This window comes from Brevibacillus sp. NPDC058079, assembly GCF_042885155.1.
Taxonomy (GTDB): Bacteria; Bacillota; Bacilli; order Brevibacillales; family Brevibacillaceae; genus Brevibacillus.
Genome location: NZ_JBHVSO010000008.1, coordinates 117,962 through 134,364, shown reverse-complemented (window position 1 = coordinate 134,364; position 16,403 = coordinate 117,962). Strand labels below are relative to the sequence as shown.

14 protein-coding genes are annotated in these 16,403 nt (G+C 44.5%); 11 read left to right on the top strand and 3 right to left on the bottom strand.

Annotation, left to right across the window (positions count from 1 at the left end; translation table 11 throughout):
• Positions 1-182: 182 nt before the first annotated feature.
• The gene (locus tag ACFVS2_RS22845; protein ID WP_390238003.1) at positions 183-2,177 is read right to left on the bottom strand and encodes a serine hydrolase domain-containing protein; all 1,995 of its coding nucleotides are present in this window, start codon (positions 2,175-2,177) and stop codon (positions 183-185) included.
• 265 nt (positions 2,178-2,442) lie between these two features.
• Here ACFVS2_RS22845 and ACFVS2_RS22840 point away from each other — a divergent pair, with 265 nt between their 5' ends.
• The 7 genes from ACFVS2_RS22840 to ACFVS2_RS22810 all read left to right on the top strand — a co-directional run bounded on the left by ACFVS2_RS22840 (position 2,443) and on the right by ACFVS2_RS22810 (position 12,457).
• Positions 2,443-3,030 (top strand): sensor domain-containing protein, encoded by a 588-nt coding sequence (locus tag ACFVS2_RS22840; RefSeq protein ID WP_390238002.1) that lies wholly within the window; start codon positions 2,443-2,445, stop codon positions 3,028-3,030.
• Between the two features lie 4 nt (positions 3,031-3,034).
• Positions 3,035-4,843 carry a response regulator gene (locus ACFVS2_RS22835; RefSeq protein WP_390237999.1) on the top strand — a complete coding sequence of 603 codons (1,809 nt, stop codon included), beginning with the start codon at positions 3,035-3,037 and terminating at the stop codon, positions 4,841-4,843.
• Between the two features lie 200 nt (positions 4,844-5,043).
• Positions 5,044-7,764: an S-layer homology domain-containing protein gene (locus tag ACFVS2_RS22830; RefSeq protein WP_390237996.1), complete on the top strand. Its 2,721-nt coding sequence runs from the start codon at positions 5,044-5,046 to the stop codon at positions 7,762-7,764.
• Between the two features lie 288 nt (positions 7,765-8,052).
• Entirely contained in the window at positions 8,053-8,676 is a 624-nt protein-coding gene (locus ACFVS2_RS22825; protein ID WP_390237993.1) for a hypothetical protein, read from the top strand.
• Between the two features lie 433 nt (positions 8,677-9,109).
• A complete protein-coding gene (locus ACFVS2_RS22820) occupies positions 9,110-9,694 on the top strand; it encodes a hypothetical protein (RefSeq protein ID WP_390237991.1) in 585 nt (194 codons plus the stop codon).
• Between the two features lie 20 nt (positions 9,695-9,714).
• Positions 9,715-10,608 carry a nucleotidyl transferase AbiEii/AbiGii toxin family protein gene (locus tag ACFVS2_RS22815; RefSeq protein WP_390237989.1) on the top strand — a complete coding sequence of 298 codons (894 nt, stop codon included), beginning with the start codon at positions 9,715-9,717 and terminating at the stop codon, positions 10,606-10,608.
• A 232-nt stretch (positions 10,609-10,840) separates the two neighbouring features.
• Complete coding sequence (locus ACFVS2_RS22810) at positions 10,841-12,457, top strand: GMC family oxidoreductase (RefSeq protein WP_390237987.1); 1,617 nt, start codon at positions 10,841-10,843, stop codon at positions 12,455-12,457.
• Between the two features lie 175 nt (positions 12,458-12,632).
• Here the strand turns inward: ACFVS2_RS22810 and ACFVS2_RS22805 are convergent, their stop codons facing one another.
• A complete protein-coding gene (locus ACFVS2_RS22805; protein ID WP_069846206.1) occupies positions 12,633-13,064 on the bottom strand; it encodes a DUF1259 domain-containing protein in 432 nt (143 codons plus the stop codon).
• A gap of 52 nt (positions 13,065-13,116) precedes the next feature.
• A complete protein-coding gene (locus ACFVS2_RS22800) occupies positions 13,117-13,542 on the bottom strand; it encodes a DUF1259 domain-containing protein (protein ID WP_390237984.1) in 426 nt (141 codons plus the stop codon).
• Positions 13,543-13,747: 205 nt separating this feature from the next.
• Here ACFVS2_RS22800 and ACFVS2_RS22795 point away from each other — a divergent pair, with 205 nt between their 5' ends.
• From ACFVS2_RS22795 to ACFVS2_RS22780, 4 genes are all read left to right on the top strand, one after another.
• Positions 13,748-14,164, top strand: coding sequence for a hypothetical protein (locus tag ACFVS2_RS22795; RefSeq protein WP_390237982.1), 417 nt, complete (start codon positions 13,748-13,750; stop codon positions 14,162-14,164).
• Between the two features lie 152 nt (positions 14,165-14,316).
• Positions 14,317-14,769, top strand: a complete 453-nt coding sequence (locus ACFVS2_RS22790) for a Dps family protein (RefSeq protein ID WP_144617240.1) — start codon at positions 14,317-14,319, stop codon at positions 14,767-14,769.
• 192 nt (positions 14,770-14,961) lie between these two features.
• On the top strand, positions 14,962-15,900 hold the full coding sequence (coaA, locus tag ACFVS2_RS22785; RefSeq protein WP_228088339.1) for a type I pantothenate kinase: 939 nt from the start codon (positions 14,962-14,964) through the stop codon (positions 15,898-15,900).
• Between the two features lie 24 nt (positions 15,901-15,924).
• Entirely contained in the window at positions 15,925-16,377 is a 453-nt protein-coding gene (locus ACFVS2_RS22780) for a 2-thiouracil desulfurase family protein (RefSeq protein ID WP_173620064.1), read from the top strand.
• The last annotated feature ends 26 nt before the right edge of the window (positions 16,378-16,403 follow it).

The window sequence follows — 16,403 nt, the reverse complement described above, 5'->3', positions numbered from 1 at the left end:
TTTTGACGCACAGACTCCGAGAATGAGCGCTTGAGCACAGTATGGCAAAGCTCGCGTCATACTCGGTAGTTACTTCTTGTCATCATTTTTCCGATATACAAAATAGTTGCTGTCTCTGTGATGAAATGACATGACTTGACATGCCATATGACGTTTTGGCACTGGCTCAGAGAGGAGAGGAGTTAGTTTCGTTTAATCGGCAGCGAATAGTAGCCAAACGCTAAATCAAGCAAGGCACTTGCTTCTTGACGCTTCAGTAAATCTTTTGCGCGGAATGTGAAAGAGCCATTTGCGCTTACTTTCGTATCCGGATCAACGATGCCTTGTGAAACAAGAGCAGTGATCGCATCTTTTGCCCATGCATCGGCGGTATCTTGTAGCTTCGTTTTGGTGTTTGCCACTGGTTCAAGCTGCTTCAAATTTTGGATCATGACAGCAGCGACTTGTCTGGTGATTGGTGCAGATGGATTCAAATTAGGGATGCCCGCGGCCAATTGCTGTCTAATCCCGTCTTCACTCCCGGCAAATACGTACATGCCTTGTGCTTTGATCAGAGCGTCAGTAAATTCGCCTTGTGTCATGGTTCCTGTAGGATCAAATTTATTTCCTGTTTTTGCTCCCATAATGGAAAGAGCGCTGAGGTTGTTGATATAGGTCTTATAGCTACTAGTGTTAGAGACGTCTGAGTAGGTCTGTTTCATTTCCATTTTTTGTGAATCGGCAACCAGTAAAGCACCTTTTGGCGTTGCATAATAGAAGTATTTGATGTTACCGTTTTTGTCTTCCTTGAACGCGACTTTATTGTCTTCCTCATCTACAAACAGCAATGGATGAATCATTCGCAGCTTTTGTTTTCCGGTTATCTCATTCTCAAGCACGAGTGAGCCATTCTCGTAGGTAATAGAAGTACGGGCAAAATAGACACGCGTATTTTGATACAGCCCGAAATATTTTTGCGCATCCTTTTCACTCAAAGGTAAGTAAGCAGGCTCTGCTTGTTCTTTTGTCGCTGGGAAGTAATGATCCATGAATTCTTTGTAAATTTCGGAGCTTAATAACGAATCATTGTTGTAGGACATGAAAAAGCCGGTTTTTTGTTCTGGGACCAATACCATCAGGGAAGAATGGCCAGGCATGTTTCCACCCTTCAAAACAACGTGTTGACCATTTGCCAGCTCTGGAAAATAGCCTTCAAAGCCTACGGTTGTGATCGGGATGTCCTTATTCGCGAAAATCTGGTACGTATGCATCAAGTCCATGCTTTTTTCGCTGACGATTTCCTTGCCGTCAAATTTTCCGTTTTGCAGCTGCATGATCATATACTTGGCCATGTCTTCGCCTGTTGATAGAATGCTTCCCTGTGGACCATCAGTTGGAGTGCGCCCTTCTGGAGGACGAAGCTCTCCTTTACGACCGACGTAATTGGCAGCCATTCGCTTCATGAGCTCAGGCTTAAAGCGTACACTGCTTGAGGTCATTCCGAGAGGCTTGAACACTTTTTCATCCATATACTCGGCAAAGGGGATTCCACTTGCATTTTCCACGGCGTAACCAGCAAGTAAGAATCCAGAATTATCATACGTATAGGCTTCGCCTGGTGGTCGGATGACGGTCGGCATATGCTTTGGAAGGTATTCATCCATCGAGATGTCCTGATCAATGTATTGGGCACCGGTAATGGCAATGCCATCAGGCAAATCGATGCCACTTGTGTAGGTAAGCAAGTCGTACATGGTGACCGGTTTTCCTGTTTTATTAGGAATTTTTAGCCCACCGAGATATTCCTCTACATTGCCATGCAGGTCAATATTACCTGCATCTACTTGCTGCATGGCAGCCAAAGCGGTAAAGGTTTTCGATACAGAGGCAATTTGGAACACCGTATCTTTATCAACAGGGATTTTCTTTTCCTTGTTAGCGAAGCCGTAGCCTTTGTTCACGATGACCTTGCCATCACGGACGACCACAAAGCTCGAACCATTCACATTGTATTGTTTCATTTTCTCTGCAAACAGAGGATCGGCAAACGCTTCTACTTCTTTGGCATCCACTGGTCCGTTTATGCTGGAAGCAGTCTGATTTGATTCCATGGCACCGAGCGGCTGTGTGCATGCGGTAATCAAGGTGGTGGAGAGAAGAAAAACGGCGAGACTCATTTTTTGTATCACTTTTTTCATGTGCGATTCTCCTTTTTGTGTTGGTAACACCGCAGCGACTCCGAGAGTGAGCGCTTGAGCACAGTATGGCAAAGCTAGTGTCATACTCGGTAGTTACTTCCTGTCATCACTTTTCCGACTTACAAAATTCTTTTGATGAAATGACATGACTTAGCCTGTCATATGACATTTTGATACTGGCTCATGTGACGCGCAGTGGATTACGGTAAGGGCAGACCGTCATCATCGTGTCGGAAAAGGTATAGATAGGAGCGAGTTAGCTTAGATGAAAAGAGCGATCATGCGTAACGTTCAAAATGTTATCTTTTTGCTGTTTACATTTGTCTCGGGGGTATTTTATTTATGTTTTTACTTGGTCAGTATCGTGCTTGGCTTGGCCTTGTCATTTACCGTAGTGGGAATTCCATTGCTCACCAATGTGTTGCGTACAAGCCAAACCTTTGTCCAGCATGAACGTATTCAGACGAAGATTTATACCGATATTTCCATAGAACCGTTGGCAATGAGACAAAGAGCAGCGGGAAACCAATGGATGCAGGCAAAGGCGGAATTAATGAATGTAAGAAACTGGATATCCGTTTATTGGCTGATGCAAAAATTCGTCCTAGGGTGCATTTGCCTGATTATCGGAGTGCTCATCTACATTGCACCCGTATGTTTTGCGTTCATACCGTTGCTCTATCCTTTCGTGGAGCTACATTTTTTCGGGAGCGTAGTGGATTCAGAGCTGAAGGCATTGCAAATAATGAGTTTAGGATTCATACTCATGATCGGGTGCTCCAAGCTCGGGAACGGACTCGTACATTTAATTGGTGGGTACACGCGCTTGATGTTCAAAGCAATTAGGGGATGATAGTTTGTTAGATATCGTAAAACAATGGGCCTGGTATGACTGGGTGATGTTTTTTTTGCGTCTGATCGTTTGCTTTTCACTCACCGTTACGACTGTAAATTTTGGAGAATATCTCACTCTGCCCTTATGGATGGTTATAATTTGGGAAATGATGGTTTTTTCCGTCCCGTGGATTTGTTTAATGCTGAGCTATCGTTACTATCTGATAGCAGAAATGCTCTTGTTTGGCGGATTATCGATTTATCTCACGTCTATGTTTCCGGAGGCGTACCTTACTTTTTTGATGCCAGCTTTTTTGATTGCCGCCAATAGTGCGGAGAAATCGTTTCGCTGGTCGGCTCCCATTACGATTGTTTTTATCCCACTGTTGATAATGTTTTTTTCTCGTGCAATTGATGTGTTCGAGATTTTTCCGCAAGTCGGGCTTGCTTATGTGATAGGGTTTGCCTTTCATTTGCTCATCGTCAATCATCGGCAAAATGAAATTATCCGCAAGCAAAACAGTGTGCTGGAGCAATACCTCTCTCAAATCGAGAGAGTGACACTGCTTGAGGAGCGGGACCGCCTTTCCAAGGACCTGCATGATACGATGGGGCATTCCTATGTCTCGATCATCATGGGGCTGGAAACCTTACGTCCGGATGTAGCGTCGCAGGAAGGGACGCAAAAGCTCGACTCCCTCTTGCAGCTTGCGCGAAAAGGCATGAAGGAAGTGAGAGGGTACTTGCATCAGATGGGGTCACCGGAAGAGACACTTCCCTTGGTCCATTCGCTGAGGCAGCTTGCGGAGGAGTTTCAGACGCATGCCAAGGTGAATGTGCGGTTTCGTGCGATCGGAGAAGAGTATCCTGTTGGTAAGCAGGTGAAAATGACCTTTTTTCGCTGCTTGCAGGAATCTTTGACGAATGCGGTACGCCACGGGCAGGCTACGGACATCGTCGTTTCTCTCTATTTTGAGCCGCAACAGACGAGGCTGGAAGTACAGGATAACGGTCACGGGATGGAAAATTGGAAGGATGGTTTCGGGATCACGACGATGAAAGAGAGGGCAGCTCATTTGCAAGGCAGAGTATCCGTATACTCAGAGCGGGGAGAAGGAACGATCGTTACTTGTTTTGTGCCGAGGCTGGTAGAGAGTGCGGATGAAATCATTCGTTTGTTTATCGTAGATGATCACTCGTTTATTCGGGAAAGCTTGCGCACCATACTCGAGGGACAGCGGGACCTGCGGGTAGTCGGGTTAGCCGAGGATGGGGCGCAGGCTGTGGAGCTGTGCGAGGAGCTAGAACCAGACCTAGTGCTGATGGACTTGGAAATGCCGAATATGGACGGGATCACTGCGACAAAACGAATAAAGGAAAAATGGCCGGGTATTCGTGTTCTTGTCCTGTCTACGTTTCAGGATACTGAAAAAGCCAAAGAAATCATGCGCAGTGGTGCAGACGGCTATCTTTTGAAATCGATTGAATCACGCGAGCTAGCGGAAACGATTCGCCTCGTCCATCGCGGCGGTACGATGATTGCACAAGACCTACTTCATAAAATGCTGGATGCACAGCCAGTAAACGAACAGGAAGATTTACTCGGTGCACCGAAAATAAGCGAAAAAGACGAGAATGTTTATGGTTTAACGAAGCGGGAGCTGGAGATTTTGCAGATGCTCTCCCAAGGCATGCGCTATAAAACAATCGCTTCCAAGCTGTATTTGTCAGACGGGACAGTGCGTAACTATGCGTCTGCCTTGTATGACAAGCTCGGTGTGCGGAATCGGGATGACGCGGTACAAAAAGGGAAAAAGGAAGGACTTCTGTAACGTATGACAGCCAGGGAGAGTAGGCCCTGGCTTTTTTGCTTTTCCTGTCCTGAAAGCTAGAGGGCACAATGCATTTTGCTAAAAATAGCTAGTTTATTGTAAATATTTCTTGTTCTGTTAATATGAAGTTTGGTACAAATGATGGGAATTGGGAGACAGAGCAAAGAGATTATCGAGGAGATTTTTAGTGGAGGACAACAATGAAACGATTGATGGCAGCATTGTTAAGCCTTGTGTTAATCCTGATGGCCCAATCTAATACGGTTCAAGCCAATGGGAATGACACAAGAGTCGATTACGAACAACATTATACACGTATCGGGGAGGATTACCACATCCTTAACGATAATGTGCTACTGTCGAAAAAAGATGGAACCGTATGGACTTGGTACATCTATGGACATCCTCTTAGTTCTTCAGATCCATTCTATAAAGCCAAAAAGATGCAAATTCCGGGCTTGCAGAATGTGAAGGAGATGATAGTCAAAAGAAAGTCGGCCCGGGGTAACTATATTGTTAACTACGTGGCCCTAAAAAATGACGGAACGGTGTGGTATTGGGACGCCGCCCCCGGCACTACTCTTGAAGCGAGTACGGCTAGTGCTCCGAAGCAAATCAAAGATTTGAAAAATGTAACGTCACTAGCCACGCATTATAACAGTGCCTACAAGGTCTTGTTCGTACTAAAATCAGACGGTTCCGTATGGAGTTTGGGAAGTGAAATAGGTACCACGAAGGGGGCCTCGCCCGTTCCAGTCCGAACAAAGCTGCTAGATGATGTCGTATCCATAAAAATGGCTGCCGGCATCGTATTCGCTGTGAAAAAGGACGGTACGGTTTGGAGATGGAAGGCAAATTCGTATCTGCCGAATAACCGCTCGAAAAACACAAGTCCAGAGCAGATGAACGGATTTGCTGATATCGTCAAGATAGAGCCGGGCATTTCTACCAGCTATGCCTATATGAAAGATGGCACTGTCTTGTCTTGGCCAACTGCTGACACGAAAAAATATCCTTTGTATTTACATGCAGCAAAAGACGCGCGAACGATCGTGCAATTTGACTCCTTGAGAGATCGGAATATCGATAAAACGTATGCCTTCCGAGAAGACGATCAGCTTTGGTCAGTGGACAACAACGATAAAGTTTTCCCAGAGCTTACGGACATTGCTTCTATATACCAAAATGACTATTCCCTACAAAATAGGTATTACTATGTAGTAAAAAAGGATCAGACATTGTGGGCTTGGGCAGATTCGATTGCCTTGCCAAAGCTAGTTGTTTTCACGGATGAAACGGTAGCTCGTAATCGTTCAGAGAAAGCAGACAAACCAACAGCCGAACGCCCGAGGACAGCAGACAAACCAACGGGCAATCGCTCTGAAACAACAGCCCAGCCTGTGATACGAACTACGCCGGAAATGAGTCTCTATCCGTATGTCACGATGCTGCAACCTGGCGACAAACAGTTCATTGCGGTAAATAATCTGCTTCCTGGGACAAAAATGACGTACACCATTGAAGATCCGAGCATAGGAACCTTATCGAATGTGAATGGTACACAGGTCGTAAAAGCGAACAAACCCGGGCAGACCATTGTGCGGGCAACTGTAAGCAGAGCTGGTTCTCCGGACGTGACCGCTTACTTTTTGTTGTACGTCGTCGATAGTAATAGACTGTCCGAGACGTATTACACTGCCGTCCAATCGGTTCCTGTCGCTGACAGACAACGTCCGTTTATTGTGGAGGGACTAACCCAAGCAGGAGAGCTAGTTATTACAGCCGCAAGTAGCGAAAAGTCGGATATTGTGAATGGCCAACTCATCATCACGCCCGAGTTGGTTGACCGCGTAGCTGACAATGCGCGAAAGGCTAAGACTGCTGTAGAGCAGACGCTATCGGAAAACAACATTGCTCTTGCTAGAGAGTTGGTCGTGAATGGGGAAATTTTGTCTTTGTCTGAACAAAAAGGTTTTACAGTCAAACTTTATAAGGATAGCTTCACCAATCGTAAGGATATCGACTATCTTACCGTCCATGCGGGGGATGCGAAACTGACGTTTAACCTTGCGACCGTAAATCGCCTGTTCCATTCGCTCCCGGTTATTGTTATTCGCTTGGTCGAAAACAATAACGGCGGATACCATGTACAATTTTTAGATGAACAAGGGCAGGAGCTTTCTAACGTATCTAGCAACATCGGGCTCATTCTGCCTGCACATCAGGCGGACGCGACAAATAATAGCGTGTTCTATTCGAATGGGAAAAGCACGCAGCCTATCGGTGGAAAGTTCAATCCGTACAATAACGGCATGGAAGCCGAAATAAACCGTTCCGGAACGTATTTCGTGGACGATAATACCAAAACGTTCCCTGATGTTGACAATCGGGATCCTGAGTTACAGCAAGCCGTACAATTTCTGGGATCGAAAGGAATCGTAACCGGGGACGACAATGGCAACTTTGAGCCCGATTCACCGCTTACCCGTGCAGAGTTCACGGCGATGCTTGTAAGAGCTTTTTACGCTTTGGACGAAACGGCGACGGAGAGCTTTTCAGACGTGAATCCGCCGCAATGGCATGTTCCATTTATCGCGTCATCCGAAAAAAAGGATATCGTCAAAGGTTATCCGGATGGCACGTTTAGGCCAGATGATACCATATCCCGGGAAGAAATGGCTGCGATTGGTGCAAGATCATTACATGAAAAGAAAAATTATCATTACCCTTCCAATACGGAAGACTACTTGAGTCAATTCACAGACCAACACACGATTTCCGATTGGGCGAAACCAACGATGGCTCTGGCTGTGAAGCAGCGCTTGATAGATGTACCTGCGGATAAACAGATTAGAGCTGGCGAGGCTGTCACTCGCGGGGAAGCTGCCCGAATGCTGTATCGACTATATTTGCAGCTTTGATACGGTTACTAACGCGATAAACTTTCAAAGGCTCATTTCAACCTGACTATAGGGAGGAATGAGCTTTTTAAAATAATGGAGAAGAGAAGAGGTGAGAGCATGGACTGTAATATTCGAGAGATCCGCGATTATTACGACTCTGAAGTGCAAAATTATGATTACAATGAATGAATAAGCTTCGGAAAATTTGACAGGCATTTTCAAAAAGTTGTATATTAAACTACCAAATGGTACCCCTATATCCATAAACAATTCTTCTATCAAAACTCCACGAGGAGGAATGACGCGATGGAAATGTCTATCACAAGAGGACTCTCAGAACTAAAGTTACTCGATAAACGAATCCAAAAAGGAATCAATGAAACGACTTTCATGTCTTCGGCCATTGGGCATAAGCCAGTATCTGGTTACACGTCAACAGAACTCTATGAGGAAACAACAGAGCGAAACTACCAATCCACCATTGATCTAATACTAAGAAGACAAAAAATGAAGGCGCTGATCGTCGAGTCCAACGCAAAGACGATGGTAACGATAAGCGGCAAGAGAATGACAGTTGCCGAAGCAATCGAGCGAAAAACGTCCATTCAATACGAGAAATCACTGCTGGAGAAAATGAGAAGAGATTACAACCAAGCAGTCACGCAGGTTGAATCGAAAAATGAAGAAGTACAGCTGCGATTAGAAAAGCTGCTCGAAGCGAACTTTGGCAAAGACTCCAAGGTGAAGGATACGGAAATGGAAGCGATCTCCAAACCGTTTAAAGAGCAAAATGAAGCGAAGCTCGTAGACCCATTGAAGTTGAAAGAAAAAATGGATACGCTTAGTAAAGAAATTGACGAGTTTGAGTGTGAAGTCGATTTTATTTTAAGCGAATCCAATACCATTACCAAAATTAATCTTGTGGATTGACAGTGTGATTTGCTAATCATTTGAATAGCTGATAAACGAGAGTCCCTTGCCTAGTGGGTCAACTAGGCCATCCTAAAATTATTTGGCGAATACGAGGATGAAAGCTCAAAGATGAGAGCTCAGCTTTCAAAACTTACGTATCAAAGCTCTTTAGGCTCAAAGATCAGGACTTACGCTTTAAGACTCGATGAAATCTTGGGGCATTGGTCCATAAAAGTACACTCTCTGGACTTTTCAGCAACCACCAAGCTAAATGGTTAGCAACTAGGACTTATTCGAAGTAGAGATATGTTGAGAGAAGATCCTCAGCATACCTCTACTTTTTTATTTTATAAACGAAACGGTTAAGAGATAGAAAAGATATGTCGATACAAATAGGAAGAAAAGGTAATAAATTGATTGTGCAATACAAGGATAGTCAGGGAGTGAAGCAATGGAATTTGAGTTTCATGTTACCTTCAACGATCTACAACTTGATGAAAAGGAAGCTTTTATCGATCTCTGCCAATCGCAACAAGTGAAACCGGTCATGATCGTCTTGGATCAGGGAAATTACATCAATCAACCGATGATAACAGGGGTAATCAAACGACCAGATTTTCATGAAGCCAATAAAGAGATGGAAAAGATTGCAGCTACGTTTCAAAACAACGGTTTTACCATCGTCCGAAAAAAAGTAGAGATTTCTCCAAAGGAAGAAACGTATTTTCACCAGCCCATTCTAAAAAATTCGAAGCCTTACTTCGAATGGCATGGCAAAGTAGCGGTCGATGATGTCGCCGCCCTACGAAATTTATGTGAAGGTCATGGTGGACATATTTCGAGAAACTCTTTGAATGCGAATGGAAAAGTGAGATTTATCACCGTCCGAGAATATGAGAGCCCGAAACAGTTTTACGATCGAGTAGAAATGATACATACCATTTTGCAAGCAAATCAGATTGGGCTAATCAAAGAACAATATGAACTATGTATTTATGACAGCCGTGAAGAACTGGACAGCGGCTGGATTTCCTAATTTTTAGATGGAGGATCATGATGATTACATATGATGATGTAGCAGAGTTGGAATATGAAGAGAGAGAGCTCGTTGTTTTGGAAGCACTATTGAGAAGAATTGTTCTAGTGAATATGCCCTTTGTATTAAAAGGCAGCCTTCTAACCAGACAATATTTGGACAACCGAGAGATTCGGGACGCAGATGATATCGACTTATTGTATGCGGGGAAGATCAGGGACGTCGAACATGCACATGAAGTATTTACACAGTGGATGATTCAAGTAACCGAAATGGATCTGAACGACGGCGTCGTGTTTAGAAGTTTTCGAAAGAATGCATTTTGGAGATATATCGACTACGCTATGGCAGATGATTTTCCGACGATCAATACGGATATTGCCTATTATTTCACAGGTCAACCAAGGGAAGCGTCTGACTATAATGAGCTTAATCTGGATATTTCGTTTAACTTGGAAATGGATGCAGATCCGGTTCCACTAGAGTACCAACCTGCCATTGGAGAAAGCTTTCATGTTCCGTACACTGTACCTCTGTCCATCCAGGTTGCTTGGAAGCTGCATCAAACGATTGTCAGGCCGAGGTTTAAAGACTTGTATGATTTGAAATTTTTACTCTCTCACCCGTCCTATGACAATGATGCGCTCAAGGAAACATTACAGGCGCTCGTGAACGAATGCAGTATCGATCCATCTATTAAAAAAGCGGATATGAAAAAAGTGCTCGTTGATGATTTACAGCACATATACGATTCATTATCCTACGATTACGAGTTGAGAAAATATGCGGGCAGCATGGATCGTGGCCTCTATTTTACGCAGTTTGTCAGTGATTTGCGTAAAAAGATGGATTTTGCCGGTATTAATGGGTATACGTTTGAAAGTTTGCCAAGTCCAACACCGAAAAAATTGTAACAGCATAGTAAGTGAAGTAGGCTTGTTCCGTCTGTCGTGGTAGACGGAATGAGCTTTTTTTATAACTACCATAGTTATTCGTTGCTAGTACATTGCCTTTAGGTCATATAGATTGGTCGGAACATTCACCATCATCATTCATGAATAATACCCTACATTAACCCAATTTCTTTAGATCACATGTGTCTTTCGAGTTAATGGGAGCAAAACTGTACATGTAGGGGAGTATCGAATGAGCAAAAGTAAGCAGAAAGATGGGAAAATCATTTATGATTACATTGTTGTAGGCACTGGTCCAGCAGGTTCTGTTATTGCAAAGAAACTAACAGACGATAAAAAAACATCCGTTCTCGTATTGGAAGCAGGAGAAAATAATGATAGGGACACGCCAATTAGCAACTCAACGTTTGCCTTAGAGCTGGAGGAGCTGTATCTTCCTCAATATTTTTGGCAAGGAGAAGGAGTACCCCAGGAAAAAGTAAATGAACGAAGTTTTGAATGGACGACGGGTCGATTATTGGGTGGAGGCTCTTCTATTAACACACAGCAGTATGTAAGACCTACCTCAGCAGTTTTTCAACAATGGGAGAAGCTGTTGGGACCTCTTTGGTCTCCAAAGAATGCAACTCGCAGTTTCCGAAAAATGGAGAATTACAATGGGAAGACAAACAATAAAGAGGTTCACGGTTATAAGGGATTGATCGACATTCGGCAAGCACCTGAAAATCCAACACCCATGTCCAAAAAGTTAGTGTCAGCCATCGAGAAAGCAACAGGATTTCGAAAAATTCTCGATTATAATGACCCGAAAACTCCCCTTGGACCCTTTACGCGTTGGCAATTATTTCAGCAACCCAATGGACGGCGAGAAAGTGCTTCCACCGCTTTTCTATCATCAGATATCATGACTACTGCTGGTCAAGGAGTCAATGGTCGAAAGCTGCAAGTTTTCTTTAAATCAACAGCTCTTCGGGTATTATTTAAGAATAAGCGAGCAATTGGCGTTGAATTTCTCAAAGAGGGTAAACGCGTGAGAGCCTACTCTCGGAAAAAAGTAATCATCTCAGCAGGCATCCATAGTTCTCAGCTTTTAATGCTTTCTGGAATCGGTCCCGCCAAAATGCTTAAGGACGAAGGAATCCCAGTTGTTTTCGCCAACTCCCACGTAGGCAAAGGCCTTAGAAACCACACGCTCAACTTTGCTGAGTTTAGTGCCAATCCGAAAGATAACCCATTGCCTGTTGATGATCCAAATGCGCTTTTTTCAGGTGGCGCCTTTTTGCCAGATCCCACTCCAGGCTCAAACAAAACTCGTCGTGCAGTCCAACTGATTGGAATCGGCTCAAAAGGGAAACTGACGATAGCTATCCTTTTCCTAAAACCAAAGAGCCGTGGTTCCATAAGTATACAAAGTAATGATCCGTTGAAAATTGTGCTGGCTGATGAAGGGTATCTCAATAATCCCGCAGATCTTGAAGCAGTTAAAAACTGCTATAAGGTATATATCAAGAAGATAGCCGCACAATTAACCGCGATCGATCGATCATACCGGCTTATTTCACCAACTCTAGATATTATCAATAATAATCGCAAGCTTGAAGAGTTCATCAAAAATAATTTTGACCATAATCATCATGAACAAGGTGCGCTTCGCATGGCGCCTCTTAGCAAGGGGGGAGTGGTGGATAGCCATGGTCAAGTCCATGGAGTAAAAGACTTAATTGTTGCTGATGATTCGATTATTCCATTCACGGTGGATGGCAACACGTCTGCACCAGCCTACCTTATTGGAAATACAATTGCTCAGCAGCTCTTGAAACAAAACTCGCGAGATAATATGAAAAAGTGAAATTAGTAATGAAAATAGTAATATCCCGTGAATCCGCAATTGTACGGAGATTCAGGGGATATTATTCATGGATTGCCGTTGTACGGAATCTCGGGTTTTTGGTTTGTAGCTACAGCGGAAATCTAGGACGATAGTATCGCGTCTTTAGCTGCCGCTGTATTCTGTTATTGGTTGATTAACCCAAAAAGGCAATAGAACGCTTCACTTTCCTGGCGAATGCAATGGGATTATCAATCGACTCCCAATGAATATACATAAGACGCGGGTTTTCAAAGAGCCAGTGATTATGGACTGCTGTTACCTTTATCCCGTTTTTGCGAAGGTTTGACAGCAAACGGTTTACTTGGTTTTGGAAGAGAGCCGTTTCCCCTAAACAAAGTGCACGTCCTGAACTGTTCAAGGATTCGAACGAGAACAGTTGATAACGGACCAATGGGGATGTGGTTCTTCTGCCTAATATGGACGCATTGAATATTCTATTTCTGGAGACGAAACAAACGGGACCTCTCGTAATTTCATGCTCTGTTCCACCTAAAATGGCAGAAAATCGGTTACACAGTCTTCTAAACTGGGGACTTGCCTTTGCTTTTGCCTTTACTTTGCCCATATCCGTCATCCTTTCGATTATGATGAAATGAAAACTTCATGGCTCCACCATGTTAACCCAGGAATGCGATGGACTCTTTGGTTTTCCTGGCGAATACGATCGGATTTTCTATCGCTTCCCAATGCATATACATTAAGCGCGGGTTTTCTTTTAGCCAGTGGTTGTGAAGTGCCGTCACTTTAATCCCACGTTTGCGGAGATTCGACATCAAGCGGTTCACCTGATTTTGGTGAACGGCAGTCTCGCCCAAACAAAGGGCACGACCCGACCTATCAAGGGATTCAAACGAAAACATTTGCGCTCGAACTAAAGGGGAAAGCGTTCGTCTTCCCAAGATTGTTTCTCGAAGATTTGCAAGCCGCATGACAAAACAAACCGGCCCATTTTCAACTTCCGACTCGCCCCCTAATATTCTTCCAAATCGGGCACAGAGCCTTTTAAATTGTGGGCTAACCTTCGCTTTTGCTTTAGTCGCCATAGTAATCCTCCTTTTGTCAATCTAGAAATATCTTATGATTGACAGAAAAAAGGGAAATGAGTAATCTGTGGCTTTTTTACATGAAAAAGATACAGATTTCATTCTAGGTCCTAGTTGTTCAAGGGATTGGCTTTGGCACAGATATAGGAGGCTTTACTTTACATTTTGGAGTGACAAACTTGAATATTGAATGGAGGAGACCAGCATGTACAAAGAATTAGATGTTTTCATAACAGGCTGCCAAAATACCGTTGATTATTGGTATGACTATGGCTGCATAATAGCGTCTGACATGCTAGTGAAGTTCAGTCAAAAGGATTGGGAAGACCTGTCCAGTCATATGCTGATGAAACCGTTAGAATGGCAGCGAAAACTTGCGTACTGTATGGACAGTTGTTGTAACGAGCATGAACTAAATATTCTACTATCGTTGCTGGATACGGATGATGAGGAACTTTTCGTGATCTGTGTAGATACGTTGAGAAGCTATACGACTCTAGAAGGGAAACAAATGATACGTGACAATCCTGCCATACTCGTTCGTGTAAATGAATTACTTCCCAGAGCTGGCGTTGCGACTAGGAGAGTATTAGAGGATTTTCTTGTGAAAATACATGGCTAAGTTGCTTCATTTATTGAGTTGCTAAAATACGGAGAGCATTATGAAGATAGGCTAAAGGATCTTGTAGATGCGCTCTGTACATGAAAAGAATAGAAACGACCGATTCACCACATACTACAAACGATTGATACCATGAGAGGTGGAGCGCCCGGATGAGTATGACAATGAGTCGGCCCGTGACCGACGTACTTAATAAACAGGTTGCCAACTGGTCTGTGTTGTATATGAAGCTGCATCATTATCATTGGTTTGTCAAAGGCCCGAATTTTTTTACCCTGCATGAAAAATTCGAGGAGCTATATAACGAGGCAGCCAAAAATGTGGATGAGCTGGCGGAGCGGCTGTTAACGGTTGGAGGCAAGCCTGTTTCGACGTTGAAGGCTTGTATGGAGCAGGCTTCCATAAAGGAAGCCACAGGTGGAGAGTCTGCGGATCAAATGGTAGAGGCAGTCGTGAGCGATTTTACACTCCTGATCAAGGAGCTCCAAGAGGGCATTACAGCCGCGGAAGCAGGGGACGATGAAGCGACTGGCGATATGTTCTTGGGGATCATGGACAGCTTGCAAAAGCATGTGTGGATGCTGCAAGCCCACTTGGGAAAATAACGAGAAATTCTTTTACAAGCAAAGCTGATGCCATGGGGTATCAGCTTTTTTCCTATGTGCTCATGAAGGCAAAAGTGCAGGGCTGGTCTGATTTGGGACAACCCCCTTGTTCCCAAGAGAGACATGCTGGTGTAAACTAACCTTGTGTGAAATAAAGAAAGCACTTTCATGATGGAAAGGATGTACATTCCCATGGCATCACCCTATGTTACATTTAATCGCGAGCAGTGGAGTGCTCTGCGGGCTTCCACGCCGTTGACCATATCTGATAACGAGCTTTCCCTTTTGCAGGGCTTGAACGAGAAAATGTCCATGACGGAAGTCTCCGACATTTACCTACCATTGTCCCGTCTGCTGAATTTGTATGTCGGGGGCACGCAGGAGCTGTACCAGGCGACTCACACTTTTTTAGGGAACCAGGATGGCAAGGTTCCATTCATTATCGGTATCGCAGGTAGTGTGGCTGTAGGCAAAAGCACAACGGCTCGCATTTTGCAGACGCTGTTGTCCCGCTGGCCGAATCATCCGAAGGTCGATTTGGTAACGACAGATGGATTCCTGTATCCGAACAAGGTTCTAGAAGATAGAGGAATCATGAAGCGCAAGGGATTCCCAGAGAGTTATGACTTGCGCCGCTTTATCAATTTTTTATCCGATGTAAAATCGGGTTTGCCTGAAGTGAAGGCGCCAGTTTATTCCCACCTTGTGTATGACATCGTACCAGATGAATGGCAGACCGTCAGACAGCCTGACATTTTGATTGTCGAAGGCTTGAATGTGCTGCAACCGCCTAGAGGTGACGAAAACGATGCTCGTATTTCCGAGGTCATTGTTTCCGATTTCTTTGACTTCACGATCTACGTGCATGCGGAAGAGAAGCACATTTTGAAATGGTATGTAGAGCGGTTCAAGCTGCTGCGTCAGACCGCGTTCTCCGATCCATCCTCGTATTTCAAGCGTTACGCGAGTCTGTCTGACGAGGAGGCGACTGAGGTAGCCACCGGCATTTGGACGGAGATCAACGGAGCCAACCTGCGCCAAAATATTTTGCCGACGCGTGTTCGCGCTCAATTGATTTTGGACAAGGGGCAGGATCATATGATACAAAGCGTGAAGCTGCGCAAGCTGTAGATAAAAAGGTGGGGGACGGTTGTCATGAAAGTGATTAGTGCCTGTTTGATCGGCTGTGAATGCCGTTACGATCAGAAGTCATGCTTGGACCAAGAGCTGGAGCAATTGCTCCGGGAAGGAAAGGCTATTCCCGTCTGTCCTGAACAGCTGGGAGGCTTGCCAACACCACGACCGCCAGCAGAAATCATCGGGGGGACGGGAGAAGATGTTCTGGATGGCAAAGCACGCATCATAGACGACACTGGTCGAGACGTCACCGAGGAATTTTTGATGGGGGCAAACCAAGCGCTGAAGCTGGCGAAAACGGTTGGAGCCACATCCGCCATATTAAAAGAGAACAGCCCGTCCTGTGGAAGCTCCTTTGTTTACGATGGCAGCTTTTCCGGGAAAAAAATGCCGGGTGTCGGGCTGACGGCGGCGCTGTTTCGCAGAAACGGGATTGAGGTAACATCTGAGTCAATAGTATCCAATGAATAACAAAGGGGGACGCGATGGATAGCGTC